The 26,535-nt window shown below is 74.1% G+C and carries 21 protein-coding genes and 3 pseudogenes; 11 read left to right on the top strand and 13 right to left on the bottom strand.

Going from position 1 to position 26,535, the window contains the following annotated elements:
* The first annotated feature begins 42 nt into the window (after positions 1 to 42).
* Positions 43 to 1,260, top strand: a complete 1,218-nt coding sequence (locus ACFY3U_RS19475; RefSeq protein ID WP_387203315.1) for an NADP-dependent isocitrate dehydrogenase — start codon at positions 43 to 45, stop codon at positions 1,258 to 1,260.
* Positions 1,261 to 1,606: 346 nt separating this feature from the next.
* Here the strand turns inward: ACFY3U_RS19475 and galT are convergent, their stop codons facing one another.
* From galT to ACFY3U_RS19455, 4 genes are all read right to left on the bottom strand, one after another.
* A complete protein-coding gene (galT, locus tag ACFY3U_RS19470; protein WP_387203312.1) occupies positions 1,607 to 2,683 on the bottom strand; it encodes a galactose-1-phosphate uridylyltransferase in 1,077 nt (358 codons plus the stop codon).
* On the bottom strand, positions 2,680 to 3,468 hold the full coding sequence (locus ACFY3U_RS19465; RefSeq protein WP_387203309.1) for a DeoR/GlpR family DNA-binding transcription regulator: 789 nt from the start codon (positions 3,466 to 3,468) through the stop codon (positions 2,680 to 2,682). The genes galT and ACFY3U_RS19465 overlap by 4 nt, the downstream gene beginning before the upstream one ends.
* Before the next feature lie 93 nt (positions 3,469 to 3,561).
* Positions 3,562 to 5,091, bottom strand: coding sequence for an adenylyl-sulfate kinase (cysC, locus tag ACFY3U_RS19460; RefSeq protein ID WP_387203306.1), 1,530 nt, complete (start codon positions 5,089 to 5,091; stop codon positions 3,562 to 3,564).
* A 99-nt stretch (positions 5,092 to 5,190) separates the two neighbouring features.
* Positions 5,191 to 5,766: a DM13 domain-containing protein gene (locus ACFY3U_RS19455; RefSeq protein WP_387203303.1), complete on the bottom strand. Its 576-nt coding sequence runs from the start codon at positions 5,764 to 5,766 to the stop codon at positions 5,191 to 5,193.
* Between the two features lie 127 nt (positions 5,767 to 5,893).
* On the opposite strand from ACFY3U_RS19455, the gene ACFY3U_RS19450 reads away from it, so the two are divergent.
* From ACFY3U_RS19450 to ACFY3U_RS19435, 4 genes are all read left to right on the top strand, one after another.
* On the top strand, positions 5,894 to 6,808 hold the full coding sequence (locus ACFY3U_RS19450; protein ID WP_387203300.1) for an ABC transporter ATP-binding protein: 915 nt from the start codon (positions 5,894 to 5,896) through the stop codon (positions 6,806 to 6,808).
* Positions 6,801 to 7,685 carry an ABC transporter permease gene (locus ACFY3U_RS19445; protein ID WP_387203297.1) on the top strand — a complete coding sequence of 295 codons (885 nt, stop codon included), beginning with the start codon at positions 6,801 to 6,803 and terminating at the stop codon, positions 7,683 to 7,685. The genes ACFY3U_RS19450 and ACFY3U_RS19445 overlap by 8 nt, the downstream gene beginning before the upstream one ends.
* Positions 7,682 to 8,632, top strand: a complete 951-nt coding sequence (locus ACFY3U_RS19440) for an ABC transporter ATP-binding protein (protein ID WP_387203294.1) — start codon at positions 7,682 to 7,684, stop codon at positions 8,630 to 8,632. The genes ACFY3U_RS19445 and ACFY3U_RS19440 overlap by 4 nt, the downstream gene beginning before the upstream one ends.
* Positions 8,633 to 8,698: 66 nt before the next feature.
* Entirely contained in the window at positions 8,699 to 9,409 is a 711-nt protein-coding gene (locus ACFY3U_RS19435) for an ABC transporter permease (protein WP_387203291.1), read from the top strand.
* A gap of 78 nt (positions 9,410 to 9,487) precedes the next feature.
* Here ACFY3U_RS19435 and valS read toward each other — a convergent pair whose 3' ends face one another.
* From valS to ACFY3U_RS19400, 7 genes and pseudogenes are all read right to left on the bottom strand, one after another.
* Positions 9,488 to 12,052 (bottom strand): valine--tRNA ligase, encoded by a 2,565-nt coding sequence (valS, locus tag ACFY3U_RS19430; protein WP_387203288.1) that lies wholly within the window; start codon positions 12,050 to 12,052, stop codon positions 9,488 to 9,490.
* Between the two features lie 47 nt (positions 12,053 to 12,099).
* Positions 12,100 to 13,692 carry a trypsin-like serine protease gene (locus tag ACFY3U_RS19425; RefSeq protein WP_387203285.1) on the bottom strand — a complete coding sequence of 531 codons (1,593 nt, stop codon included), beginning with the start codon at positions 13,690 to 13,692 and terminating at the stop codon, positions 12,100 to 12,102.
* A 273-nt stretch (positions 13,693 to 13,965) separates the two neighbouring features.
* Complete coding sequence (locus tag ACFY3U_RS19420; protein WP_387203667.1) at positions 13,966 to 15,807, bottom strand: ABC transporter ATP-binding protein; 1,842 nt, start codon at positions 15,805 to 15,807, stop codon at positions 13,966 to 13,968.
* Between the two features lie 56 nt (positions 15,808 to 15,863).
* On the bottom strand, positions 15,864 to 17,672 hold the full coding sequence (locus ACFY3U_RS19415) for an ABC transporter ATP-binding protein (protein WP_387203282.1): 1,809 nt from the start codon (positions 17,670 to 17,672) through the stop codon (positions 15,864 to 15,866).
* A 37-nt stretch (positions 17,673 to 17,709) separates the two neighbouring features.
* A complete protein-coding gene (locus ACFY3U_RS19410; RefSeq protein ID WP_387203280.1) occupies positions 17,710 to 18,219 on the bottom strand; it encodes a methylated-DNA--[protein]-cysteine S-methyltransferase in 510 nt (169 codons plus the stop codon).
* Positions 18,216 to 18,605 (bottom strand): annotated as a pseudogene (locus ACFY3U_RS19405) (DNA-3-methyladenine glycosylase family protein); the annotation flags it as partial. The pseudogene ACFY3U_RS19405 and the gene ACFY3U_RS19410, both read right to left, overlap by 4 nt.
* Positions 18,606 to 18,715: 110 nt before the next feature.
* Positions 18,716 to 19,739 (bottom strand): annotated as a pseudogene (locus ACFY3U_RS19400) (bifunctional transcriptional activator/DNA repair enzyme AdaA); the annotation flags it as partial.
* Positions 19,740 to 19,860: 121 nt separating this feature from the next.
* On the opposite strand from ACFY3U_RS19400, the pseudogene ACFY3U_RS19395 reads away from it, so the two are divergent.
* From ACFY3U_RS19395 to ychF, 3 genes and pseudogenes are all read left to right on the top strand, one after another.
* A pseudogene (locus ACFY3U_RS19395) lies at positions 19,861 to 20,352 on the top strand (hypothetical protein); the annotation flags it as partial.
* A 151-nt stretch (positions 20,353 to 20,503) separates the two neighbouring features.
* The gene (locus ACFY3U_RS19390) at positions 20,504 to 21,250 is read left to right on the top strand and encodes a Type 1 glutamine amidotransferase-like domain-containing protein (RefSeq protein WP_387203277.1); all 747 of its coding nucleotides are present in this window, start codon (positions 20,504 to 20,506) and stop codon (positions 21,248 to 21,250) included.
* Between the two features lie 91 nt (positions 21,251 to 21,341).
* Positions 21,342 to 22,427 (top strand): redox-regulated ATPase YchF, encoded by a 1,086-nt coding sequence (gene ychF / locus ACFY3U_RS19385; RefSeq protein ID WP_387203274.1) that lies wholly within the window; start codon positions 21,342 to 21,344, stop codon positions 22,425 to 22,427.
* A 351-nt stretch (positions 22,428 to 22,778) separates the two neighbouring features.
* Here the strand turns inward: ychF and ACFY3U_RS19380 are convergent, their stop codons facing one another.
* Positions 22,779 to 23,630 (bottom strand): alpha/beta fold hydrolase, encoded by an 852-nt coding sequence (locus ACFY3U_RS19380; RefSeq protein ID WP_387203271.1) that lies wholly within the window; start codon positions 23,628 to 23,630, stop codon positions 22,779 to 22,781.
* 239 nt (positions 23,631 to 23,869) lie between these two features.
* Between ACFY3U_RS19380 and ACFY3U_RS19375 the strand changes: the two genes are divergently transcribed.
* Entirely contained in the window at positions 23,870 to 24,532 is a 663-nt protein-coding gene (locus ACFY3U_RS19375) for an excalibur calcium-binding domain-containing protein (RefSeq protein WP_387203268.1), read from the top strand.
* An 87-nt stretch (positions 24,533 to 24,619) separates the two neighbouring features.
* On the opposite strand, the gene ACFY3U_RS19370 is transcribed toward ACFY3U_RS19375, so the two are convergent.
* Entirely contained in the window at positions 24,620 to 25,210 is a 591-nt protein-coding gene (locus ACFY3U_RS19370; protein ID WP_387203265.1) for a cadmium resistance transporter, read from the bottom strand.
* Positions 25,211 to 25,355: 145 nt separating this feature from the next.
* Between ACFY3U_RS19370 and ACFY3U_RS19365 the strand changes: the two genes are divergently transcribed.
* Both ACFY3U_RS19365 and ACFY3U_RS19360 read left to right on the top strand, forming a co-directional pair.
* Complete coding sequence (locus tag ACFY3U_RS19365; protein WP_387203263.1) at positions 25,356 to 26,195, top strand: alpha/beta fold hydrolase; 840 nt, start codon at positions 25,356 to 25,358, stop codon at positions 26,193 to 26,195.
* Between the two features lie 53 nt (positions 26,196 to 26,248).
* Positions 26,249 to 26,452, top strand: a complete 204-nt coding sequence (locus tag ACFY3U_RS19360) for a GlsB/YeaQ/YmgE family stress response membrane protein (protein ID WP_387203260.1) — start codon at positions 26,249 to 26,251, stop codon at positions 26,450 to 26,452.
* Positions 26,453 to 26,535 lie beyond the last annotated feature (83 nt).

Raw genomic sequence — 26,535 nt, 5'->3', positions numbered from 1 at the left:
CGTACTGTTGAGCACGAGTCACCCCGAGAGGAGCGCCGGTCGATGGCGAAGATCAAGGTAAACAACCCGGTCGTGGAGCTCGACGGCGACGAGATGACCCGGATCATCTGGAAGCAGATCCGGGAGCAGCTGATCCTGCCCTACCTCGACGTCGACCTGCACTACTACGACCTGTCGATCGAGAACCGCGACGCGACCGACGACCAGGTCACGATCGACGCCGCCAACGCGATCAAGGAGCACGGCGTCGGCGTCAAGTGCGCCACCATCACCCCGGACGAGGCCCGGGTCGAGGAGTTCGGCCTGAAGAAGATGTGGCGGTCGCCGAACGGCACCATCCGCAACATCCTCGGCGGCGTCGTCTTCCGTGAGCCGATCATCATGTCCAACGTGCCGCGGCTGGTGCCGGGCTGGACGAAGCCGATCGTGATCGGCCGGCACGCCCACGGCGACCAGTACAAGGCCACCGACTTCGTGGTCCCCGGCCCGGGCAAGGTGACCATCACCTACACCCCGGCCGACGGCGGCGCCCCGATGGAGATGGAGGTCGCCAACTTCCCCGGCGGCGGCATCGCCATGGGCATGTACAACTACGACGAGTCGATCCGGGACTTCGCCCGCGCCTCGTTCCGGTACGGGCTGGACCGCAAGTACCCGGTCTACCTGTCCACCAAGAACACCATCCTCAAGGCGTACGACGGCCGGTTCAAGGACCTCTTCGCCGAGGTCTTCGAGGCCGAGTTCAAGGCCGACTTCGCCGCCGCCGGCATCACCTACGAGCACCGGCTGATCGACGACATGGTCGCCGCCGCGCTCAAGTGGGAGGGCGGCTACGTCTGGGCCTGCAAGAACTACGACGGTGACGTGCAGTCCGACACCGTCGCGCAGGGCTTCGGCTCGCTCGGCCTGATGACCTCCGTGCTGCTCTCGCCCGACGGCCGCACCGTCGAGGCCGAGGCCGCGCACGGCACGGTCACCCGGCACTACCGGCAGTACCAGAAGGGCGAGAAGACCTCGACCAACCCGATCGCCTCGATCTACGCCTGGACCCGGGGCCTGGCCCACCGGGGCAAGCTGGACGGCACCCCGGCGGTCACCGAGTTCGCCAACACCCTGGAGCAGGTCATCGTCGACACCGTCGAGGGCGGCCAGATGACCAAGGACCTCGCGCTGCTCATCTCGCGCGACGCCCCGTGGCTGACCACCGACGAGTTCATGAACGCGCTCGACGAGAACCTGGCGCGCAAGCTCTCCGCCTGATCCCGTACCCCCGCACCACCGACGAGCCCGCCGGCCCCGCCGGCGGGCTCCGTCGTACCCGGAGCCGGCTCGCGCCCCGGCGGACCGCCCTGTTTCCTGGATGTAGTGGCCTCACCGCGCCCTGGAGGCCACTACATCCAGGATCGAGCACGATCTCGCGGTCGGCGCGGTCGGCGCGGTCGGCGCGGTCGGCGCGGTCGGGGCGGCTGGGGCGTCACCGGAGAGGGTGGTCGGTCGTTGGACGGGGTGGACGCGATGCCAGTCTCGTCCAGCCGTCCCTTCCCTGCGGGGGGCCCAGTCCCGGGCCCCCCGCGCCCTGTTGTCCGGCGGGCGCCGCGACGGCGGCTCAGGCCTCGCGCAGCAGTTGGGCGGCGCGCTCGGGCGCGATGTCGTTGATGAAGACGCCCATCCCCGACTCGGAGCCGGCGAGGTACTTCAGCTTGTCCTTCGCCCGGCGGATGCTGAACAGCTGCAGGTGCAGGTGGCCCAGCTCCCGGTCGATCCGCACCGGTGTCTGGTGCCACGCCGCGATGTACGGCATCGGCAGGTCGAACAGCCCGTCGAAGCGGCGCAGCACGTCCAGGTAGAGCGGCCCGAAGGCGTCCCGCTCCTCGTCCGACAGCGCCGGGATGTCCGGCACCGGCCGGTGCGGGGCCAGGTGCACCTCGAACGGCCAGCGGGCGGCCGCCGGGACGTACGCGGTCCAGTGCTCGTTGCCGGCGACCACCCGGTCGCCGGTGGCCCGCTCGGCGGCCAGCACGTCGGCGTACAGGTTGCCGCCGCCGGTCCGCTCGGCGTGCCGGCGGGCGGCGGCCAGCAGCGACCGGGTCCGCGGCGTGACGAACGGGTACGCGTAGATCTGGCCGTGCGGGTGGTTCAGGGTCACCCCGATCTCCACGCCCCGGTTCTCGAACGGGAACACCTGCTCGACGCCGGGCAGCTCGGACAGTGCCGCGGTGCGGTCGGCGAGCGCCTCGACCACCAGCCGGACCCGCTGCGGGGAGAGGCTGGCGAAGGAGGCGTCGTGGTCGTCGGTGAAGCAGACCACCTCGCACCGCCCCTGCCCGGGCCGGACCGGCGTGAACGGGGTGATCTCGGCCGGCTCCTCGGCGATCCGCTGGCTCAGCGAGGGGAACCGGTTCTCGAAGACGGCCACGTCGTAGTCGGGCGCCGGGATCTCGCTGAGCCGGCCCTCCCGGGACGGGCAGAGCGGGCACTGGTCGGCCGGCGGGAGGAAGGTGCGGGTCTGCCGGTGCACCGCGACCGCCACCCACTCGTCGGTGAGCGGGTCGTAGCGCAGCTGGGACGCGGGCGGGGGCGGCGGCAGGTCGCGCCGGTCCGGCTGGTCCCGTACGGCGTCGTCGTGCTCGTCGAAGTAGATCAGCTCGCGACCGTCCGCCAGCTCGATCCGCGTACGCTTCACTGCGCCTCCTCGCTGGCCGGCACGATCACCAGTCGGCCCACCTTCTCGTCGAGTACCCGTCGTGCGTCCGACGTCAACCGGCCGTCGGTGATCAGCGTGTCCGCGGCGTCCAGCCCGACGATGGACGAGATGCCCACGGTGCCCCACTTGGTGTGGTCGGCCAGCACCACCAGCCCGTCCGCGGCGGCCACCAGGGCCCGGTCGGTCTCCGCCTCCATCAGGTTGGGGGTGGTGAAGCCGGCCCGCTCGGTGATCCCGTGCACGCCGAGGAAGAGCAGGTCCAGGTGCAGCGTGCGGATCGCCGCCACGGCCAGCGGCCCGACCAGCGCGTCGGACGGGGTGCGCACCCCGCCGGTGAGCACCACGGTCTGGTCGGGGCGGCCGGCGGTGTGCAGGATCTCGGCGACCGGCAGCGAGTTCGTCACCACGGTCAGGCCGGCCACGTCGACCAGCCGGCGGGCCAGCTCGGCGGTGGTGGTGCCGGCGGAGAGGGCGATCGCCGCGCCGGGGCGTACCAGTTCGGCGGCCCTGGCCGCGATGGCGGCCTTCTCGGCGGCCTGCCGGACGGACTTGGCGCGGAAGCCGGGCTCGTCGGTGGAGCCGGGACCGGCCGTGGTCGCGCCGCCGTGCACCTTGGCCAGCAGCCCCTGGTCGTGCAGCGTCTCAAGGTCGCGCCGGATGGTCATGTCGGAGACGCCGAACTCGGCCGCCAGCTCGGTCACCCGGACCCCGCCGGAGACCCGGACCCGGTCCAGGATGGCCGCCTGCCGCTGCCGCGCCAGCATCCACCCACCTCCAGGCCCCACGCGCTCACACGTAATCCAACAGATCCGAACACTAGCGCGCAGGCGGCACCGACGGAAGGCGCAGCCGGGGAATCAGGCGGACTGCAGGCGCGGCTCGACCCAGCCGGTCTCGGTCAGCTGGTGCATCACCGCCTGCACCGCCTCCTCGACGGTCAGGTCGGTGGTGTCGATCACGAGGTCGGCGTCGGTCGGCGCCTCGTACGGGTCATCGATGCCGGTCATCCCGGTGAGCAGGCCGGCCCGGGCCCTGGCGTACAGGCCCTTGCGGTCGCGCTGCTCGCACACCTCCAGCGGGGTGGCCACGTGCACCAGCAGGAAGCCCGCGCCGGCCGCGACGGCCATCTCCCGGGCGGTGGCCCGGGCCGCCGCGTACGGGGCGATCGGGCAGCAGATGCCCACCCCCCGGTGCCGGGCGATCTCGGCCGCCACCCAGCCGATCCGGCGCACGTTCGCGTCCCGGTCGGCCTTGCTGAAGCCCAGCCCGGCGGAGAGCCCCCGGCGCACCAGGTCGCCGTCGAGCAGGGTCACCGTCCGGTCGCCCTGCTCGCGCAGCGCGTCCGCCAGGCCCCGGGCGATGGTTGACTTGCCCGAGCCGGAGAGGCCGGTCAGGAAGACCACCAGCCCGCGGAACCGGCGCGCCGGGCGGGCCCGGCTCAACTCCCGGGCCACCGCCGGCGGGGTGTGCCACTCGGGCAGCGGGAAGCCCCGGTCGAGCAGGTCGTCGATCTCCTCCTGGCGCAGCGCCAGCCGCCGGTTGCGCGGCGGGATGTCGTCCCGCCCGCGCCACTGGCCGTCCCGGTTGTCGTAGGCCAGCTCGCGGGGGAGCAGCACCCGCAGCCCGGCGCCGGAGAGCATCCCGTCGGTGGACAGCAGGTGGGTCACCCCGTACGCGGCGGAGATCCGGGCCCGCAGCAGCGCGTCGCCGATCTCGTCCCGGCCGCGCGGCATCGACACCGCGACCATGGTCGCCGGGGGCATCCGGTCCCGCGCCGCGAAGACCGTGCGGACCAGCGCCTCCGGCGGCAGACCGCCGGCGCCGTCCGGCCCGACCGGGATCATCACCAACAGGTGGGCGGCCAGGGTACGGGCGGCGTGCGCGATCTGGGCCAGCTGCGGGCGGTGCAGCGGCCGGTCGGCGATCACCCCGAGCACCCGACCCGGGGGCAGCAGCGCGCGCACCTCCTCCGGGCTGCGCCGCAGCCGCTGGAACGGGCCGTGCCCGCCGTCGCCGAGCCGGCGTACCGGGCCGCCCACGCCGGCCACCCCGTCCCGGACGGCCCACACGTCGGTCAGTTCCAGCGCGGCCACCGGGGCACCCTCGCCGTCCGTGAGCAGCAGCGCACGCCGCTCCGGGTCGCCCGGGTCGAGCCCCTCGACCAGGGCGGTCGGCACCTGGAGGGTCACCGACACCGGCCACGGCGTGCCGTCGGCGAGCCGCCCGCGACGCTGCAGCGAGGCCAGGTCGGCCCGGGTCATGAAGCCGGCCAGCGGGGTGTACGCCCCGCTCAGCAACAGCTCCAGATCGGCCAGCTCCCCCGGGCGCGGCGTGTACGCCGGCGCGTCCCGAAGCATCTCGTCGGGAAGCACCCACCCGTTGCTCATCCGTACCCCTCACTCGCCGACCGGCACACAGTTTCGCAGCCGACCGCCGATCGGTCGAGAGCGCCACTCCACCGTAGGCGTACGGGCGGGTCCGGCGGGTCAGCTGGCGGGGGTCAGCGGGGCTGCGCCGAACGAGACGCCGAACCGCTTGCACCAGATCGCCACACTGGTCAGCCCGGCCAGGTCGACCCCGGCGGGGATCGGGTACGCCTGGTCGCCCCGGTTGCCCTTGAGTCGCCCCACCTCGACCCAGCGGCCGTCGTCGAAGACGTCCCAGCTGGCCCGGCCGGCACGGACGGGTTGGTCGGTCAGCCAGACCCGCAGGTCCGGCCCGTTGGAGGTGGCCAGCCCGACCAGCTCCAGCCGGTACCCGCCGTCGGCGCCCCGGACGATCCGGGCGGTGCCGGCGGTGTCGTGCTCGTGGCTGACGAACTCCCCTCGGCGGACCAGGCTCGGCCCGGTCACGGTCGGCCCGGGCGCGGCCGTCGGCCCGGCGGTGCCGACCGGGGCGGCCGGGGTCGTCGTCGGCGCCGCCACGGCGGACAGTTCCTCGTCCACCCGGTTGTCGGTGACGAGCTTCCAGGGTTGGAACCAGTACAGCCCGAGGGCGACGCCGACGCCGAGGACGGCGATGACGAGCCAGGTCAGCGGGGCGCGCAGCAGGCGGGAGATCACTCACCCAGTCTCATCGCCCGACCCGGTCCGGTCAGCAAGCGCCGGCTTACGACTTCCTTACCCCTACTGGCCGGCTCAGGGGCGTGCCTGATACCTGGACGTGCGCGACGAGCCTAGGCTGACCGCTGTGACACTGATCGCGACCGAGTCGCTGACCAAGACGTACGGGGGTCGGGTCACCGCGCTGGCCGACCTGACCGTCGCGGTGGAGCCGGGGATCATCGGCCTGGTCGGCGCGAACGGCGCCGGCAAGTCCACCCTGATCAAGATCCTGCTGGGGCTGCTCGCCCCGACCAGCGGGCGGGTCTCCGTGCTCGGCCTCGACCCCACCACCGACTCGGCCGCGGTGCGCGCCCGGGTGGGTTACATGCCGGAGCACGACGCGCTCCCGCCCGACCTGTCCGCCGCCGAGCTGGTCACCCACCTCGGGCGGATCAGCGGGCTGCCGCGCACCGTGGCCCGGGAACGCGCCTCCGAGGCGCTGCGCCACGTCGGCCTGCACGAGGAGCGGCACCGCGCCGTCGGCGGCTACTCGACCGGCATGAAGCAGCGGGTGAAGCTGGCCCAGGCGCTGGTGCACGACCCGGACCTGCTGCTGCTGGACGAGCCGACCAACGGCCTCGACCCGGCCGGCCGGGACGCCATGCTCGCCCTGATCCACCGGATCGGCACCGAGTTCGGCATCTCCGTGGTGGTCTGCTCGCACCTGCTCGGCGAGGTGGAACGGATCTGCGACACCCTGGTGGCGATCGACGGCGGCCGACTGCTGCGCGCCGACCGGATCTCCGCGATGACCTCCGCCACCGACGTGCTGGCGGTCGAGGTCAGCGAGGGCACCGAGGAGCTGGCCGCCCGGCTCGCCGCGCTCGCCCTGCCGGTCACAAGGGACGGCCGGATGCTGCTCGTCCCGCTCGCCGACGACGCCACGTACGACCAGATCCTCGGCGCTGTTGCCGAGCTGGACCTGCCACTGCACCGGCTCGACCAGCGCCGGCACCGGGTGGCCGAACTCTTCGCCACGAGGGAGCCGAGCCATGTCTGAGCCGACCGGTGTCATCCACGACATCGGCTACCAGCGCTACACCGGCCCCCGGTTGGGTCGCTGGCACGTCTTCGGCGCGCTCTACGGCCACGGCCTGCGGACCGCCTTCGGGCTGGGGCGCAGCGCCAAGGCGAAGATCTTCCCCTGGCTGGTGGTCGGCATCGTCACCGTGGTGGCCGCCGGGATCACCGCGGTACGCAGCCAGATCGGCCAGGTGGTGTGGACGTACGCCCAGTTCGCCGACGGGATGAGCTGGCTGGTCATCTTCTTCGTCGCGGTGGCCGCGCCCGAGCTGGTCTCCCGGGACCTGCGCAGCGGCGTGCTGCCGCTGTACTTCTCCCGGCCGCTGCCGCGCGGCGACTACGCGATCGCCAAGCTGCTCAGCCTGATGACCGCGCTCTGGCTGCTGCTGGGCGGCCCGCAGCTGGTGATGTTCCTCGGCGCGGCGTTCACCACCGACAAGGGGATGAGCGGCGTCTGGGACGAGCTGCTCGACCTGCTGCCCGGCCTGCTCTACGCCGCGCTGTGGGCGGTGGTCTTCGCCTCGATCGGGCTGCTGATCGCCTCGCTGACCGGCAAGCGGGCGTTCGCCGCCGGCGGCATCGTGGCGGTGTTCCTGATGACCGCGCCGATCGTCGGCGTGCTGTCGATCATGCCGTCCCGGACGGTCAACGAACTGGCCTTCCTCGCCTCGCCCTCCACGCTGGTGGGCGCCGTCGGCACCTGGGCGCTGGGTGACCTGCTGGTCCCCGACGGCCGGGTCGGCGGCATCCCGATCGGCGACTTCGGCCCGGTCTACGGGGTCGCCGCCGTGCTGCTGGTCGCCACCTGCGTCACCCTGCTGCTGCTGCGATACCGGAAGGTGGCCGCCCGATGACCACGCTCGACGCCGGCGCCCCGCCGGCCACCGCGACCAGCACCCTCGACCTGACCGGCGTGTCCCGCTGGTACGGCAACGTGGTGGCGGTCAACGACATCACCATGCGGCTCGGGGCCGGGGTGACCGGCCTGCTCGGCCCGAACGGCGCCGGCAAGACCACCCTGCTGCACATGATGGCCGGATTCCTCGCCCCGTCCCGGGGCACGGTGACCCTGGACGGCGAGCCGACCTGGCGCCACCCGGACGTCTACCGCCGGCTGGGGCTGGTCAGCGAACGGGAGGCGGTGCACGCCTTCCTCACCGCGTACGAGTTCGTGCTGGCCAGCGCCAAGCTGCACCGGCTGCCCGATCCGGAGGCGGCGGCCCGCCGGGCGATCGACCTGGTCGAGATGGCCGACGCGCAGGACCGCCGGATCGGCACGTACTCCAAGGGCATGCGGCAGCGCACCCGGGTGGCCGCGGCGCTGGTGCACGAACCGCAGGTGCTGCTGCTGGACGAGCCGTTCAACGGCATGGACCCGCGCCAGCGGCTGCACATGATGTCGCTGCTGCACGGCCTCGGCGACGCCGGCCGGACCATCCTGTTCAGCTCGCACATCCTGGAGGAGGTCGAGCAGGTCTCCGGCACCGTCCAGGTGATGGTGGCCGGCCGGCTGGCCGCCTCCGGCGACTTCCGCACCATCCGCCGGCTGATGACCAACCGGCCGCACGTGTTCACCGTCCGCTCCACCGACGACCGGGCGCTCGCGGTGGCGCTGATGGCCGAGGAGTCGGTCGGCGGCGTCGAGCTGGACCGCACCGGCCTGACCGTCCGGGCCGGCGACTACGGCGCCTTCACCCGGGCGCTGCCGCGGATCGCGCTGGCCAAGGGCATCCGGGTCCGGCAGCTGTTGCCGGAGGACGAGTCGCTGGAGAGCGTCTTCTCCTACCTCGTGGAGGCATGACCGTGCGCGCGAGGAGTGAACGAGCGCAGCGAGTGAGCCCCGCAGTCGCGAACGAAAGAGGCTGACATGTCCACCGTTTCCTGGATCACCGCGCGCGGGCTGTTCGGCCGCCGCCGGTTCCTGATGCTGCTGCCGTTGCCGCTCGTGCTGGTCGGGCTCGCGGTGCTCTGCCGGTCGGTGGGGGTCGACCCGAGCCAGTGGGGGCCGGCCGTGCTGGTCGGCCTGGGCCTGGCCGTGGTGCTGCCGGTGGTCGCGCTGATCGTCGGCACCGGCGTGCTCGGCGCCGAGATCGACGACGGCACGGTGGTGCACATCCTCACCAAGCCGCTGCCGCGCTGGCAGATCGTGCTGCCGAAGCTCGCGGTCGCCACCGGGGTCACGGCGGTCACCGTCGCCGTCCCGCTCTACGTCGCGGGCGTGCTCGCCCATTCCGTACGCCTCGGTCTCGCGCTCGCCGTCGCGTCGGCGCTGGGCGCGCTGGCGTACTCGGCGCTGTTCCTGGCGCTCAGCCTGCTCACGAAGCGGCCGGTGCTGCTCGGCTTGGCGTACGTGCTGATCTGGGAGGGGCTGCTCGGGAACTTCGTCAAGGGCACCAAGGTGCTCTCGGTCCAGCAGTGGGTGATCGCCATCGCCGACCGGATCGCCCCGACCAGCCTGCTCTCCACCACCGTCTCGGTCCCGGTGGCCGCCGTGCTGACGGCCCTGGTCAGCATCGGCTTCACCATCCTCGCCATCGACCGCCTCCGCTCCTTCTCGGTAGCCGGCGAAACCAGCTGACCCGACCCCGCTGATTCACGGAAAGAGTGGCCTCCCGGGTGCGGGAGGCCACTCTTTTCCGTGAAAGTGCGCGCAGGGTCAGAAGGCGCAGGCGATGACGAGCTCGGGGGTGCGGTCGGGGAGGAGGTCTAGCTTGGTGATGCGGCCGGCCGCCCGCACATCGTCGGCGATCAGGGTGAGCTGGTCGAGCAGGGCGGCGGGGCCGAGCGCCTCGGCCAGCGGGACGTCCGCCTTCATCGACAGCTTTCGCTCCGACTTGGCCCGGCGCACCTGACCCAGCGCGTCCGAGGCCAGCCGCAGCAGCTCCGGGGCACCAGGCGCCTGGATCGCGCGGTCCACCTCGTACGTGGTGGGCCAGGTGGCGCGGTGCACCGAGCCGTACCGCCACCAGGACCAGACCTCCTCGGTCACGTACGGCAGCACCGGCGCGAACAGCCGCAGCTGCACCGACAGGGCGGTGGCCAGCGCCGCCCGGGCGGAGTCGGCCGCCGGCCCGGTGCCGTAGGCGCGGTCCTTCACCAGCTCGATGTAGTCGTCGCAGAACCGCCAGAAGAACGCCTCCGTCGCCATCAGGGCGGCGGTGTGGTCGTACCCGTCGAAGGCGGCGGTCGCGGTGGCGACCACGCCGGACAGTTCGGCGAGCATGGCGGTGTCCAGCGGCGCGGTGGCCGGCGCGCGCAACGCGTCGGCGGCGCCCAGGCCGAGGGCGAACCGGGACGCGTTGAGCAGCTTGGTGGCCAGCCGGCGGCCCACCTTGATCTGCGCCGGGTCGAAGGCCAGGTCCATGCCCGGCTTGCCGTTGGCCGCCCAGTAGCGCACCGCGTCCGAGCCGTGCTGCTCCAGCAGCCCCATCGGGGTGACCACGTTCCCCTTGGACTTGGACATCTTCTTGCGGTCCGGGTCGAGGATCCAGCCGGAGAGCACCGCGTCCCGCCAGGGCAGCGTGCCGTGCTCCTGGTGGGCGCGGACGACCGAGGCGAAGAGCCAGGTCCGGATGATCTCCTGCCCCTGCGGGCGCAGGTCCATCGGGAAGACCCGGGCGAACAAGTCCGGGTCGGTCTCCCAGCCGCCGACGATCTGCGGGGTCAGCGACGAGGTGGCCCAGGTGTCCAGCACGTCCGGGTCGCCGACGAAGCCGCCGGGCCGGCCGCGCCGCGACTCGTCGTACCCGGGCGGGGGCTCGCTGGACGGATCGACCGGCAACATCGCCTCGTCCGGTGTGAGAGGGTGGGTGAAGTCCGGCTCGCCAGCGTCGTCGAGCCGGTACCACACCGGCACCGGCACCCCGAAGAAGCGCTGCCGGCTGACCAGCCAGTCGCCGGTCAGCCCGCCCACCCAGTGCTCGTAGCGGTGCCGCATGTGCTCCGGCACCCAGCGCAGCTCCCGCCCCCGGGCCAGCAGCTCCGCCCGCAGGTCGTCGTCGCGACCGCCGTTGCGCAGGTACCACTGCCGGGTGGAGACGATCTCCAGCGGCCGGTCGCCCTTCTCGTAGAACTTCACCGGGTGGGTGATCGGGCGCGGCTCGCCGACCAGGTCACCGGCGTCCGCGAGCAGCTGCACCAGCGTCCGCCGGGCGGCGTTCACGGTCTGCCCCGCCAGCGCCGCGTACGGCCCGGCCAGCACGCCGGCCGGCGGCTCGGCCAGCAGCCGGCCGTCCCGCCCGATCACCACCCGGGTGTCCAGCTCCAGGTCGCGCCACCAGGTCACGTCGGTCAGGTCACCGAACGTGCAGACCATCGCGACGCCGGTGCCCTTGGCCCGGTCCGCCAGCGGGTGCGCGCGCACCGGCACCTCCACCCCGAACACCGGGGTACGCACCGACGAGCCCACCAGGTCCGCGTAGCGCTCGTCGTCCGGGTGGCAGACCAGCGCCACGCAGGCGGGCAGCAGCTCCGGCCGGGTGGTGTCGATCAGCACCTCGCGCCCGCCCGGGGCGGCGAACCGCAGCCGGTGGTACGCCCCGGGCCGCTCCCGGTCCTCCAGCTCGGCCTGGGCGACCGCGGTGGCGAAGCCGACGTCCCAGAGCGTCGGCGCCTCCGCCTGGTACGCCTCGCCGCGGGCCAGGTTGCGCAGGAACGCCCGCTGGCTGGTCGCCCGGGCCACCCGCCCGATCGTGGTGTACGTCAGCGACCAGTCGACCGACAGCCCGAGCCGCCGCCACAGCGCCTCGAACACCCGCTCGTCCTCGACGGTTAGCTGCTCGCAGAGCTCGATGAAGTTGCGTCGGGAGATCGCGGTCGGGTTCTTCCGCGCGTCCTCGCTCACCGGGCGGCCGGGCGGCGTCCAGGCCGGGTCGTACGGCAGGGACGGATCGGGGCGCACCCCGTACACGTTCTGCACCCGGCGCTCGGTGGGCAGGCCGTTGTCGTCCCAGCCCATCGGGTAGAAGACCGTCCGGCCGCGCATCCGCTGGAACCGGGCCACCGTGTCGGTGTGCGTGTACGAGAAGACGTGCCCCATGTGCAGCTCGCCCGATACGGTCGGCGGCGGGGTGTCGATCGCGTACACGTCCGACCGCTGCTTCGTGCGGTCGAACGCGTACGTGCCGTCCTCCTGCCAGCGGCGCGCCCAGCTGCCCTCGAGGCCGTCCAGGGTCGGACGCTCGGGGACGCCGGTGCGGGCCGTCCTCGCCGTGTCGGTCATCCGTCGATCCTAGGCAGCCGCGGTCGCCGCCTCCACCGGGTTGCCGGTCAACGGTGGCTGGCCCCCACCGCGACGATGGCCGGGCTGCGGGTGGCGACCTGCAGGCCGAGGCCGGTGCGGCCGTTCACCACGTCGAGGATCGACGAGACCGGCGCGTAGTAGTTCTTCTCGTCCGGCTTCGTGCACGGACCGAGGCCCGGATCCCCGTCGTGCAGGATGCCGAGCGCCCGACCGTTGGACTCGGTGAACAGCGGCGAGCCGCTGTCGCCCGGGCGGGCACAGATCCGCACGTCGATCCCACCGCCGGTCTTGCCGGTCACCGTGCCGCAGCGGGTTCCGGGCACGTAGCCGGCGCCGGCGCCGGAGTCGACGTACCGCTCGCCGGCCTTCGGGGTGTACGCCGAACCGGTCGCGCAGACCACCCAGCCGACCTGCACCGCGCTGTACGCCGTGTAGCCGGTGACCGGCACGTCGTGGCTGCCCTTGGTGGCGCAGGCCGCATTGTCCGACACGCACCAGTAGTTGACCAGGCTCGGCCCCGACCCGCCCCGGTACGACCACCGGCTCAGCGCGCCGTCCTGGTAGGGCAGCACCGCGTAGTCGTTCGGGAGGGCGTCGTTCTCGGCCAGCACCGGGCTGGTCGACTCGATGCCCACCGGCACCTTCGGCCCGAGGTACTGGTGCCAGGTCAGGTCGACCTTCTGGTGGCGGATGCCCACCACGCAGTGCCCGGCGGTGAGCACGTAGTACCTGCCGGACCGGTCGCGCAGGTTGAAGCCGGTGGTGCAGCCGCCGACCGTGCCGTCGTCGCGGGGAACGTCCAGCCGGATGCCGCCGCGCATCGGCGCCGTGGCGCAGTAGCGCGGGTCGCACGCCTTGAGGATGGTGCCGGCCCGCTCCCGAGGCTGGGCGCGGGTCGGCACGCCGACCGACGCCAGCGCCGCGGCCAGCCGGGAGTCGTCCGCCCGCAGCGCGTCGCCGGTCAGCACCACGATCTCGTTGGTGGGCCCGTCGGCGAGCACGTCGACCCCGGCGGTCACGCCCAGCGCCGCGGCCACCGTGCCGGCCGCCGTGCTGAGCGCGCGCAGCGAGTGGGCCACCCGGACGACCTTCACGTGCGCGGCGTCCGGCACGCCGGCCAGCGCGGTGGCCACCGGCGCCGGGTCGGTCGCCGCGATCCGCAGCACGCCGCCGCCGTCCTGGTCCAGCCACATGCCGGCGTACGAGTCGGGGAAGCGCGCGGCCAGCTTCTCGGCCAGCGGGGCGGAGAGGTCCTGCAGGGCGAGCCGGCGGCCCGCCTCCTGCGGCGTCACGCGGTAGCGGCCGGCCAGGTAGCCGACCGAGACCGGCGCGGCCTTCGCCACCTCGGTGGCCGGTCGGGCGGCGGCGGTCACCGGTCGGGCGGTGGCCGACGCGGAGGCGGACGGCGTGCCGGCGCGGCTGCCCAGGGCGCTGGCCGCGCCGGGCGTCGGGGCGGCCGGGTCGGCAGGGGCGGCCGCCTCGGCGACCGACCACTCGGCGGCGACCGGCGCCGTCACCGGTGCGCGGTCCGTGCCCCGCCACCCGACCGCGATCGTGGCCGCGCCGGCCGTGGTGAGCGCCAGTGCCGCCGCGATGACAGCCCGTCGTCTGATCCGCACGCCGTAACCTCCCCGTGTGTTCGGCTGTGCCTGACCGGCCGTCCCCTCCTCCGTCCGGCCGGCGACCGCCGGCCGACGGGCGGACGCCGATCGACGGTCGGCAGTCTAACCGCGTCACCCGCCCGCCGGCTGCCCCCGACGCGCCGCCGGCTGCCGTCGGATGCGCCGGGGAGCACCCTGCCGCGCGGGCTACCCACCCGCGGCCAGCCCGGCCACCAGGGAGCAGGCCGCGGGGTGCGTCGCGTCGAGGGCGGCAGAGCGGGGCGGGGACAGTCAGATCAGCGAGTCGCGCCACTGTCGGTGCAGGGCGGCGTACCGACCGCCGGTCGTGGTGAGCCGGGCGGGCGAGCCGTCCTCGACCACCCGGCCGCCGTCGAGGACCAGCACCCGGTCGGCCGTCTCCACGGTGGAGAGCCGGTGCGCGATGACCAGCGCGGTGCGGTCCCGCAGCACGGTGGCCAGCGCCCGCTGCACCAGCCGCTCGGTCGGCACGTCCAGCGAGGAGGTGGCCTCGTCCAGGATCAGCACCCGGGGGTCGGCGAGGAAGGCCCGGGCGAACGCCACCAGCTGCCGCTGGCCGGCCGACAGCCGGCCGCCGCGCCGGTGCACCTCGGTGTCGTACCCGTCGGGGAGGGCGGCGATGAAGTCGTCCGCGCCGATCGCCCGCGCGGCGGCCCGCACCGCGGCGTCGTCGGCGTCCGGCCGGCCGAACCGGATGTTCTCCGCGACCGTGCCGCTGAACAGGTGGTTCTCCTGGGTCACCAGCACCACCGCGCGGCGCAGCTCGGCGTCCGCGAGGCGGCGCAGATCCACGCCGTCCAGCTCCACCACGCCCGAGTCCGGGTCGTGGAAGCGGGCCAGCAGCTTCGCCACGGTGGACTTGCCGGCGCCGGTCGGCCCGATCAGCGCCACCGTCTGCCCGGCCGGCACCACCAGGTCGAGGTCGGTGAGGATCGGCGCCTGCGGCCGGTAGCCGAACGAGACCGACCGGAACGTCACCCGGCCGTGCCCCGGGCCGGCGGGCAACGGCTGCGGGGACGCCGGCTCGGGCACGCCCGGCGGCTCGTCCAGCACCCCGGCCAGCTTCTCCAGCGCCGCCGTCGCGGACTGCAGCGAGTTGTAGAACTGGCTGAGCTCCTGCATCGGCTCGAAGAATCGGCGCAGGTAGAGCAGGAAGGCGGCCAGCACACCGACCGCCATCCCGCCGCCGAGCACCCGCCAGCCGCCGTACCCGAGCACCACCGCGACGGTGACGTTGCCGATCACCTTGATCCCGGGGGAGAACGTGGCGATCAGCCGGAACGCCCGCACGTTCGCCCGCCGGTACTCGTCGTTGACCGCGACGAAGATCTCCTGGTTGCGCCGCTCCCGGCGGAACGCCTGCACCGCACGGATGCCGCGCAGCGACTCGACGAAGTGGACGATCACCAGCGCCACCGCCTCCCGGCCGCGCCGGTACGCGTCGGCCGAGGCCCGGGCGAACCAGCGGGACAGCCAGTAGAGGAAGGGAAAGGCCAGCAGGGTGACCGCGGCCAGCGGCAGGTCCAGCCAGAGCAGGATGCCGGCCACCGAGAGCACCGAGAGCGCGGCGACCACCAGGCTGTCGATGCCGCCGTCGACCAGCTCGGCGATCGAGTCCAGGTCGCTGGTGAGCCGGGAGATCACCCGACCGGAGGTGTAGCGCTCGTGGAAGCCGACCGACAGGCTGAGGAAGTGGCCGTACACCCGCTGGCGCAGCTCCAGCAGGACGGCCTGGCCGATCCGGGCGGCGAGGTTGAGGAAGCCGCGCCGGGTCGCGTACTCGATGGTGGCGGCCGTGGCGAAGGCGGCGGCGACGGCCGCCAACGGCCGGGCGTCGCCGGCCCGCAGCGGCCCGATCGCCCGGTCGATGCCCACCATGACCAGGTACGGCCCGGACATCGCCGCGGCGTTCTGCGCCAGCAGCAGGGCGACGGCCAGCCCGAGCCGGCGGCGGTGCGGGCGCAGCAGGTCGGCCAGCAGCGCGCGACTGCGCCCGCGCAGCCGGGCCACCGCCTCGGCGGAGGTGTCCTCGGCCCGGCTCCGGTCGGCGTCCGGGTCGGTCGCCACCCCGCGCCAGCGGGCCAGATTCGGCAGCGCGTCCGGGTCCGGCTGCCCGCCCGCGGCCCGGCGCGGACGGGGGAGCCGCGGTGTCACGAACGCACCAGGCCGCGGTCCGGGCTGGCCGGCTCGGCGGAGAGCACCGCCCGGTACGCGGGCACGGTGGCGAGCAGGTCGGAGTGCCGCCCGACGGCGGTGATCCGGCCGTCCTCGAGCAGCGCCACCCGGTCGGCCAGCGCCACCGTCGACGGCCGGTGCACCACCAGCAGCGCGGTGCTGTCCCGCAGCACCCGCCGCAGCGCCGCCTCGACCAGCGCCTCGGTGTGCACGTCCAGCGCGGAGAGCGGGTCGTCCAGCACCAGCAGGGCCGGCCGGCCGAGCACCGCGCGGGCCAGCGCGAGCCGCTGCCGCTGCCCACCGGAGAGCGACAGCCCCTGCTCGCCGACCCGGGTGGCCAGCCCCCACGGCAGGTCGTACGCGAAGTCGGCCTGGGCCAGCGCGAGCGCGGCGCGCACCTCGTCCTCGTCGGCCTCCGGGCGGCCCAGGGTGAGGTTCTCCCAGACCGACATGGAGAACAGCGTGGGCTCCTCGAAGGCCACCCCGACCAGCCGGCGCAGCGAGCCGAGCCGCAGGTCCCGCAGGTCCCGCCCGTCGAGGGTGATCCGCCCGGCGGTCACCTCGTGCAGCCGGGGCACCAGCGACAGCAGCGTGCTCTTGCCGCTGCCGGTGGCGCCGACCAGGGCCAGCGTCTCGCCCGGCTCGACGGTCAGCTCGACGTCCCGCAGCACCGGGGCCGCCGTGCCGGGGTAGCGGAACGAGACCCCCTCGAAGCCCAACCGGCCGCGTACGCTGCCCCGGGCCGGCGACACCGCGTCCGGTGCGTCCACGATGGACGGCGGAGTGTCCAGCACCTCGTGGATCCGGTCGGCCGCGGTGGCCGCCTCCTGGCCGTTGGCGATGATCCAGCCGAGCGACTGCACCGGCCAGGTCAGCATCAGCTGCAGGCTGACGAAGGCGACCAGTTGGCCGATGGTCAGCGTGTCCCGGGCGACCAGGGTCGCCCCGCAGACCAGCACCACGCCGAGGGTCAGGTTCGGCACCAGGTCGAACAGCGCCGAGGTGCGGGCCAGCAGCCGCGCCTTGCCCACCCCGGTGTCGTGCAGCGCCCGCGCCCGGGCGGCGAACCGCTCGGCCAGTTGCGGCCCCCGCCCGTACGCCTTCATGGTGCGCAGGCCCTGCGCGGTCTCCTCGACCAGCGTCGCCACGTCGCCCTGCTGGTCGCGCATCCGCCGGGAGGCCGCATGGTACTGCCGGGCGAACCGCCGGCTGATCAGGAACAGCGGCACGGCGCTGACCGCGACGAGCACCCCCAGCGGCCCGTGCAGCCGGATCAGCAGCACCACCACGGCCAGGTAGGTGACCACGTTGAGCACCAGGAAGAACAGCCCGAAGGTGAGGAACCGGCGGATCGCCGAGAGGTCGGTGACGGCCCGGGAGAGCAGCTGGCCGGACTGCCAGCGATCGTGGAAGCCGGCCGGCAGCGCCTGCAGGTGGGCGTACAGGTCGGCCCGGATGGCCGCCTCCATGGCGACCGAGGAGGACGACTGGGTCCACCGCCGGATGAAGATCAGCACGCCCTCGGCCAGGCCGAGCAGCAACGCCAGGCCGCCGAGGCGCAGCAGGCCGCCCGCGTCGTGCCGGGCGACCGGCCCGTCGACCACCCGCTGCGCCACCAGCGGCACCGCCAGGCCCGCCGCGGTCGCCGCGAAGCCGGCGAGGAACAGCCAGCAGAACTCCGCCGTGTACGGGCGCAGGTAGTGCCGCAGCCGCCACAGATTGCCCAGCGGGTGCCGCGGGACGCTCGCCGGTGTGGCGGGGTCGCCGTCGCTCTGCCCAGGCACTACCCGACGGTAGCGTCAAATGGGAGTACTGCCGCTGTCAGCTTGCCGTCACTTGCCGCTCGTGATCGAGCAGCCACGTCTTGACCGGCAGCCCCCACCGGTACCCGCCGAGACCGCCGTCGGTGCGCAGCACCCGGTGACAGGGCACGAAGAGGGCGGCGGCGTTGCGCGCGCACGCGGCGGCCGCGGCGCGCACGGCGAGGGGCCGCCCGGCCAGCCCGGCGAACCCGGTGTACGTCACCGGCTCGCCCGGCTTCACCTCGCGCAGCACCGCCCAGGCGTGCCTCATGAACGGGCCGCCGCTGTGCTGGGTCACCGGCACCGCGTCGATCGCGTCCAGCTCACCGTCGAGGTAGGACCGCACGGCCAGAGTGATCGGCCCGAGGTCGGCCCGATGTCGCGGCGCGCCGCGCAGGCTGGGGTGGATCAGGGGCAGGAGGCTGCTCGGGTCGGCGGTGAAGCCGGCCGCGCGGACCGCCCCGTCCGGGCCGGCCAGGATGCTCAGCGGGCCGGCGGGGGTGTCGACGAGGGTGCTGTCGATGCTCATGCTGCTCTCCAGAGTCGAATCACCGCGTACGACCGCCAGGGCCGCCAGCGGTCGGCGTACGCGTGCAGGGTCTTCGGGTCGGCGGGCAGGCCGAGCGCGGCGGCGCCCCGGCGGACCGCGAGGTCGGTGGCGAGCAGGACGTCCGGGTCGCCGAGCGCGCGCATGGCCACGTAACCAGCCGTCCACGTCCCCACCCCCGGCAGCGCGACCAGCCGCCGCACGGTCTCCTCCCGATCCCCACCCGGCTCCAGATCGACCTCCCCGGCGGCGACGGCCCGCGCCGCCCCCCGCACCGCCTCCCGCCGCGCCCCCGGCATCCGAAACGCCGAATCCGGCAACCCCAGAACCTCCTCCGCCCGAGGAAACCCCCGCAACCCCCCACCCCCGGCCGGGGCGTCGCCGCCCGGCTGCTGTCGTTGATCAAGGAGTTTGCGTCTGGCGGAAGCGCTCTCCCGGACGCAAACTCCTTGATCAACAGTTCTTGCGGGTGTGGCGGCGGTGAGGAGGTGGGTGAGGGTGGTACGGGCGGCAGCCAGGGAGATCTGTTGGCCGATGAGGGCGCGGAGGGCGGTTTCGAAGCCGTCGGCCGCTCGGGGGAGGCGAATGCCGGGTTCCTTCGCCACCAGGGGGGCCAGCGCGTGATCCTCGGCCAGGGTCTGGTCGATCGCCTCCGGGTCGGCGTCCAGGTCGAAGACGCGGCGGCAGCGGGCCACCGCGGGGGCCAGGTCGCGCATGTCGGCCAGCCGCAGCGTGGCGCTGACGTGGCCGTCCGCCGGGGTCAGCGCCACCTCGGCGGCACCGTGCGGCAGCCGCAACCCCCGGCGGTACGTCCCGTCGCGCACCTCCTCCACGCCGGGCAGCGCGCGCACCGCCAGGAAGTCCAGCAGCGCGTCGGCGTGCAGCGGCGGCCGGTACGCCAGGCGCAGCGTGATCGTCCCCGCCCCGCCCGCCGCCGGCGCTCGCCGCGCCGACCGCAGCTGCGACGGCGCGACCCCGTACACCTCGCGGACCGTGTCGTTGAACTGCCGGACGCTGCCGAACCCGGCCGCGAACGCGATCTCGGCCAGCCCCAGCGAGGTGGTCTCGATCAGCGTCCGGGCGGTCTGCGCGCGCTGCGCCCGGGCCAGCGCCAACGGCCCGGCCCCGAGCTCCGCGCGGAGCATCCGGTGCAGGTGCCGCTCGGTGTAACCGAGCCGGATGGCCAGCCCCGGCACGCCGTCCCGGTCGACCACCCCGTCGGCGATCAGCCGCATGGCCCGGCCCACCACGTCGGCCCGGACGTCCCACTCCGGCGAGCCCGGCGAGGCGTCCGGCCGGCAGCGTCGGCAGGCCCGCAACCCGGCCCCCTGGGCGGCGGCCGCGGACGGGAAGAACCGCACGTTCTGCCGCTTCGGCGTCATCGCCGGGCAGGACGGCCGGCAGTAGATCCCGGTCGACGTGACGCCGGTGTAGAACCAGCCGTCGAAGCGCTGGTCGCGGCTGTCCACGGCCCGGTAGCACCGTTCGAAGTCCAACTCCACGCCGTCGATGATGCCCGCAGCTCAGGGCCGGTGGCTCGCGGGAATCGGACCTGGCCGTACCGGACGATCGGGCGGTCGGACGTGAAAAAGTGTCGGTAGTGGTGGGTAACGTCCGCACCCAATGGCGGAAGGGGTGGCGGCGATGGCGGGGCGAGGTGCCTCCCGGGCGGAGTGGGCCGGGGTCGATCGCGCGGTGGCGCAGGGCCTCTACGACCGGATGCGGCGGGTGGCGCCGGCCGCGTTCGGCGCGCTCGAGCGCGACCGGGCCGACGACGCGGCCCGGCCGTTCGCCGACACCGCCTGCGGCCGGCTGGCCGCCTCCCTCGACCGGGCCGGGCTGCGCGCCCTGGGCATGTGGGCGCACCACTGGGTGATGCGGCACTACGACGACGACACCCGGGTCGGCCTGCGGCTGGTGCGGGAGGTCGCCGCCCTGGGCGGGCTGGGCTGGACGGCCGACGAGGTGCGCTGGATGCTCGGCGAGTCCGCCCGGGTGGGCGCCGGGACGCCGGGCCGGCTCACGCTGCCGGTGGCCGCCGCCGCCGGCCTGCCCCCCGACGCGCTGCCCGCCGACGTACCACCGGCGCCGCCCGCGGACGCGGGGCCCGCCGAGAAGCCGTCCGATGACCCGGCGGCCGGGCCGCGGCCCGACGGCTCGGCGGCCGGGTCGGGCTGGCGCCTGGCCGGCTGAGCCGCGGCCCGCGGCGTACGCTCCTCGCCGCGGCGCAGCCGCAGCCCTGACCACCCGACGAGAGGACCTCGGCGTGCCCGCCAGCGAACCGACGATCGTGGCCACCAGCATGGGCTTCCTCTCCCGCGGGCACGGCCCCTGGGACGCCCGACCCGGCCCGGTGTTCGACCTGATGGCCGAGTTGGCGGAGGCCGACGTGCCCCGGATCTGCTACCTCAACCAGGCGGTCGGCGACCAACCCACCTCGCTGGCCGGCTTCTACGGCGCGTTCGCCGGCACCCGGTTCCGGGCGTCGCACCTGGCGCTGTTCCCGATGCCGAACGTCGACGACGTGCGGGCGCACCTGCTGGCCCAGGACGTGATCTGGGTCGGCGGCGGCAGCGTGGCGAACCTCTGCGCGGTGTGGCGGGCGCACGGCCTGACGGACATCCTCCGCGAGTGCTGGGAGGCCGGCGTGGTGCTCGGCGGGGTCTCCGCCGGGTCGATCTGCTGGCACACCGGGGGCGCCACCGACAGCTTCGGGCCGACATTGCGCGCCTACACCGACGGGCTGGGCTGGCTGCCGTACGGCAACGGGGTGCACTACGACAGCGAGGAGCAGCGCCGACCGCTGATGCACCGGTTGGTCGGCGACGGCACCCTGCCGGTCAGCCACTGCACCGACGACGGGGTGGGCCTGGTCTACCGGGGGACCCAGCTGGTCGAGGCGGTCGCCGACCGGCCGGGTGTGGCGGCGTACGAGGTGCGCCGCGCCGAGGACGGCACGGTCCGGGAAACCCGGATCGAGCCCCGGCTGCTGCCGGCCGCCCGACCCGCCTGAACCGGCCCGAGGGGCGCCCCCGGCGTACCGGATGTCGCTTTTCCCGGCCGGCCTCCCGGGGCCGGCGGCGGGGCGCGTAAGCTGGCTCGTCGTGAGTCTCACCATCGGCATCGTCGGCCTGCCCAACGTCGGCAAGAGCACCCTGTTCAACGCGCTGACCAAGAACGACGTGCTGGCGGCGAACTACCCGTTCGCCACCATCGAGCCCAACGTCGGCGTGGTCGGGCTGCCGGACGACCGGCTGGGCAAGCTGGCCGAGATCTTCGACTCGCAGAAGGTGCTGCCCGCGCCGGTGTCGTTCGTCGACATCGCCGGCCTGGTGCGCGGCGCGTCCAAGGGGCAGGGCCGGGGCAACGCGTTCCTGGCGAACATCCGCGACGCCTCGGCGATCTGCCAGGTGGTGCGCGCCTTCTCCGACCCGAACGTGGTGCACGTCGACGGCAAGATCTCGCCGTCCGACGACATCGAGACGATCAACACCGAGCTGATCCTCGCCGACCTGCAGACGCTGGACAAGGCGCTGCCCCGGTTGGAGAAGGAGGCCAAGCTCCGCAAGGACCGAGCCGCCGCGGTGGAGGCCGCGAAGAAGGCGATCGAGGTCCTCGACGGCGGCACCACCCTGTACTCCGGGGCGGCCGCCGCCAAGATCGAGCTGGAGCACCTGCGGGAGCTGCACCTGCTCACCACCAAGCCGTTCCTCTACGTCTTCAACGTCGACGAGGCCGAGCTGGCCAACGCCGAGTTCCTCGACGAGCTGCGCGCCCTGGTCGCCCCCGCCGAGGCGGTCTTCATGGACGCGAAGATCGAATCCGAGCTGGTCGACCTGCCCGAGGAGGAGGCCCGCGAGCTGCTGGAGTCGATCGGGCAGAACGAGCCCGGCCTGAACCAGCTCGTCCGGGTCGGCTTCCGCACCCTCGGCCTCCAGACGTACCTCACGGCCGGCCCCAAGGAGTCGCGGGCCTGGACCGTCCCGGTCGGCGCGACCGCGCCGGAGGCCGCGGGCGTGATCCACAGCGACTTCCAGCGCGGCTTCATCAAGGCCGAGGTGGTCTCCTACGACGACCTGGTCGCGGCCGGATCGATGGCGGCGGCCAAGGCCGCCGGCAAGGTCCGGATCGAGGGCAAGGAGTACGTCATGCAGGACGGCGACGTGGTGGAGTTCCGCTTCAACGTCTGACACTGCGCCCTGCACGGAGCGCGTCGGCGAGTGGGGGCCGCGACGAACCTCGCCGAGCACAGGGCCGAACGCGCCCGGCACCGACGAAGCATCGGGTCGGGCGCGTCGAGGGAGCTGTGCCAGGAAGCGGGAACGGCGTCGGCGTCCGATCAGGAAGCCCGCGCCGCCGAGGAGGAGGAGCGCCCCACCGACGCCGGCCACGGTCGCGGTATCGGTGCCAGTCACGGGCAGCCCACTGTCATCCTCGCCGTCGGCGCCGCCCTGGCCACCGGCGCCGCCCTGGCCACCGGCGTCGCCCTGGCCACCGGCGGCGCCCTGGCTGGCGGAGGACGTGGGAGCGGCGATTGTCCCTCAACGGCCGTGCTGCCCCGTGACGTCGGCGAAGAACTCGCGCAGGGCGTCCACGAACAGGCCGGGGGCCGTCATGGTGACGAAGTGCGACTGCCCCTGCCAGCTGACCCGGCGTACCCCGGGCAGTGACGCCGCGAGGGCGTCCATCGTGCTCGGCATCGGTTCCCAGGTGTCGGCGCCCTGCATCAGCAGGGTCGGCACGGTGACGGCGGCCCAGCGGTCGACGTCCGTGTCGTCCCGGGCGAGCGCTTCGAGGTCGTGCAGCCAGCCGATCGCCGAGCGCCGGGCCTCGACCAGGTCGGGCGTTCGGTCGCCTGCCGTCGCGGCGAGCGCGGCGACGATCTCCGCCGGAACCCGCGTCACCTCGTTCAGGACCGCGGCCATCGCTCGGGCGTCGTCCCGCTCGAAGGCGGCCCGGTACCGGTCGACCAGGGGTACGGTCGCCGATCCGGCGGCGAAGAGCGGGGGCTCGAAGACGGCGAGGGAGCGCAGGCCGGGCGGCCGCGTCACCGCCGTGTGCAGCGCCAGGATCGCGCCGTAGGAGGCGCCGACGAGATGCACCGGCGTACCCGATGACTCGTACGCCGCTCGGATGACCGCGGTCAGGTCGGCCGTCTCGTCCGCGAACGTCTTGATTCCCGGCGGCACGTCGCTGGGGCCGTATCCGCGCCGGGCCGGCATCCACACCTCGTGGTGCGGGGCGAGTCGGGGGGCGACCGTGGCCCAGGAATCCAGTCCGCCTCCCGACCCGTGCACCAGCACCACCGGGTCACCGGCGCCCGTGCGGCGGACCACCAGGCGGGTGCCGTCCGGAGACCTCACCTGCCGATCGCGGAACTCGTGACCAGTCACCGTGGCTCCCTCTCCACCGGGCCGACCGCCCGAGACGCCGAAGTCGAAGACCAGCCGAGTGTGCCGGCGAGGGGCGTCCCGAGCACCCGGATTATCCGCGCGACTCCGGCGCTTCGTCGCCACGTGTCCCGATTGCGTGACACAGCGCAAGGGTACTGACCTGCGAAGTCGGCTTGCCGACACAAGATCCTCCGATCAGCCGGTACGGCTCACGGGACTGCCTCGGCAGACTCTCGATCATGAACGCCGTCCCGCCCCAGGACCCGTGGGCCGCATCACGACCCGACCCGTCCGTCACGACGCAGGTGCCGACCTACCCGCTGACGCAGGCGAGGAAGAAGCCGGGGCCCAAGGGGATCGCGGCGATCGTCGTGGGTGGCGTTCTATTGGCGTGTTGTGGCTTCGCCGGGCTCGGCGCTCTCGTCGGAGACGACAAGCCCGAGGCCGGCGCATCGTCGAGCCCGTCGGCCGCGCCACCCGCCAAGGTCTCAATCGCGGAGCCGCCGGCGGTGGTCAGCGCGGCTCCGAGCGTCGTGGTCGCGCCGTCCACGACGACCGCGGTGCCCGCGCCGAAGCCGGCCACCGCGAAGCCGAAGCCGGCCACCACCGCGCCGAAGCCGAAGGCGCCCTACTACCGCAACTGTGACGCGGTGCGGGCCGCCGGCAAGGCCCCGTTGCACGTGGGCGACCCGGGGTTCCGGCCGGCTCTCGATCGGGACGGCGACGGTGAGGCCTGCGAGTCGGCCGGCGGCAACGGTGACACCGGCCCCGCGCCGGTCGGCGACGTCTACTACGCGAACTGCTCGGCGGTACGGGCGGCCGGCGCCGCCCCGATCCACCGCGGCGAGCCGGGCTACTCGCGCAAGCTGGATCGGGACGGCGACGGAGTCGCCTGCGAATGACGAGGCCGGGCCGTGAGCGGCCGCCCCTCATCCGGCCGGCCCGGGGGCGGCCGTGTCAGGTCCAGGGGCGGCAGGGCCGGCGCCGGCTCAGCGGCCGGCGCCGGCCACGATCACGGCGCCGATGGTCATGAAGACCACGGGTACGATCCAGTGCCCCCAGCGCTCGACCACCTCGATCACCCGGCGGTGCGAGCCCAGCCAGGCCCCGGCGAGGCACCACACGGCGACGCCGACGGCGAACACGGCGATGGTGGCGAGGCTGCCGGCCGGGCCGATGGTGCGGAACACCGGTGAGTAGACCGAGAGGTTGTCGGCGCCGTTGGCGACGGTCACCCCGGCGACCGACAGGACGCCGGTCGCCACCGCGGGCGCGGGCGGCTCGGCGTCGTGGCGGGCCCGAACGGCGCGGACCAGGCCACGCACGCCGAGGGCGAACGGCACCAGGCCGAGGAGACCCACCCAGCGATCCGGTACGACGGTCAGCCCGAGGGCGGCGACCACGGAGACCGCCACGAGCACGGCGATCCCGGCGTACTGCCCCACCCAGATCTGCCACGGACGCGGGCGCCCCGCGGCCCGGGCGGAGAGGAAGAGCACCGTCAGCACGATGATGTCGTCGACGTTGGTGCCGGCGAAGAGGCCGACCGCGGTCGCCACGGTGCCGCCAAGATCACCCATGGCTGAGCAGCCTAGCCGCGGAATCGCCCGCGCGCTTTCGGCGGAACCGAGCGATGAGTCCGGGCGGTGGATCGGGTCTGCCCGGCATGACGCGAATCAACCCCGACACCGACGCACCTGACCCACGACGTTCGGCGGTGGTCCGGTGAGCACTGTCAGGATCAATGGAATCGCCCTGGGCGTCGAGTCGTTCGGTGCCGACACCGCGCCACTGGTCCTGCTCGTGGGCGGCACGACGATGCTCTCCTGGCCCGACGCGCTCTGCGCGCGCCTCGCCGCCGGTGGGCGCCGGGTGGTGCGCTACGACCTGCGCGACAGCGGGGAGTCGACGATGACCGATCCGGAGGCACCCTCGTACACCCTGCGCAGCCTCGCCGCCGATGCGGCGGCCCTCGCCGACGCCCTCGGCGGCGTGCCCGCGCACCTCGCGGGCATCGGCGTCGGCGGCATGGTCGCCCAGGTCGCCGCGCTCGACCACCCGGGTTCGTTCTCCGCGCTGACCCTGGTCGGCACCCGCCCGATCGCCCCCGGCCCGCCCGACGACGACCTCCCCGACCACGACGGGGCGACGATGGCTCGGCTGTTCGCGCGCCCGATGCCCGACTGGGCCGACCGCGCGGCGGTCGCCGAGTTCGCCGCCGCCGGCGCGGAGATCCGCGGCGACGATCCCGCCGCCGCGCGCGTCACCGCCGGGCGCATCTGGGACCGGACGCCCGGCACCGCGGGCCCGGTCCAGCTGGCCAACCAGTTGGGCACGGTGTTCGCCAGGCTCGACTGCACCCCGCGCTGGCGGGAGCGCCTGCCCGAGATCGCCCTCCCCACCCTCGTCGTGCACGGCCGCCGCGACCGGTTCTTCCCGGTCGGCAACGGCGAGGCGATCGCGCGTGAGATCCGCGGGGCGCGCCTGCTGGTCCTTGAGAATGCCGCCACGTCGATCCCCGATGCGGCGGTGGGCGAGGTCGCCGAGGCGATGCTCGCGCTCTGACACCCGGCGGTGGGTCCGGCGCTGATCCGGTCACCCGACTGGCGTACCTCGTCGTGCCCGGCCGTCGGAACGTGCCGATCTGGGCCGCGCCCCTGATCGGGATGGCGGCCATGGTGCTGGGCTCGCTTTTGGCCAACCTGGTCGGCATTGGCGACACCCAGGGTGTCGACTGGCTGGAGCTGCTGGTCCAGTTCGTGCTGGCGGTCGTCGGCGTCGCCCTGGTGGCGGCCCTCCGCTCGCGACGCCGGGTGGCCTGACCGTCCGCGGTCAGCCGACCGAGCGTTCGCGGAGGACGGCCGCCCCGTCACCGTCGAGGTCGGTCAGCGCGACGAGCCGGCCG

The sequence above is a fragment of the Micromonospora sp. NPDC000089 genome, assembly GCF_042899365.1.
GTDB lineage: Bacteria > Actinomycetota > Actinomycetes > Mycobacteriales > Micromonosporaceae > Micromonospora.
This window is presented reverse-complemented; position numbering and strand designations above follow the sequence as displayed.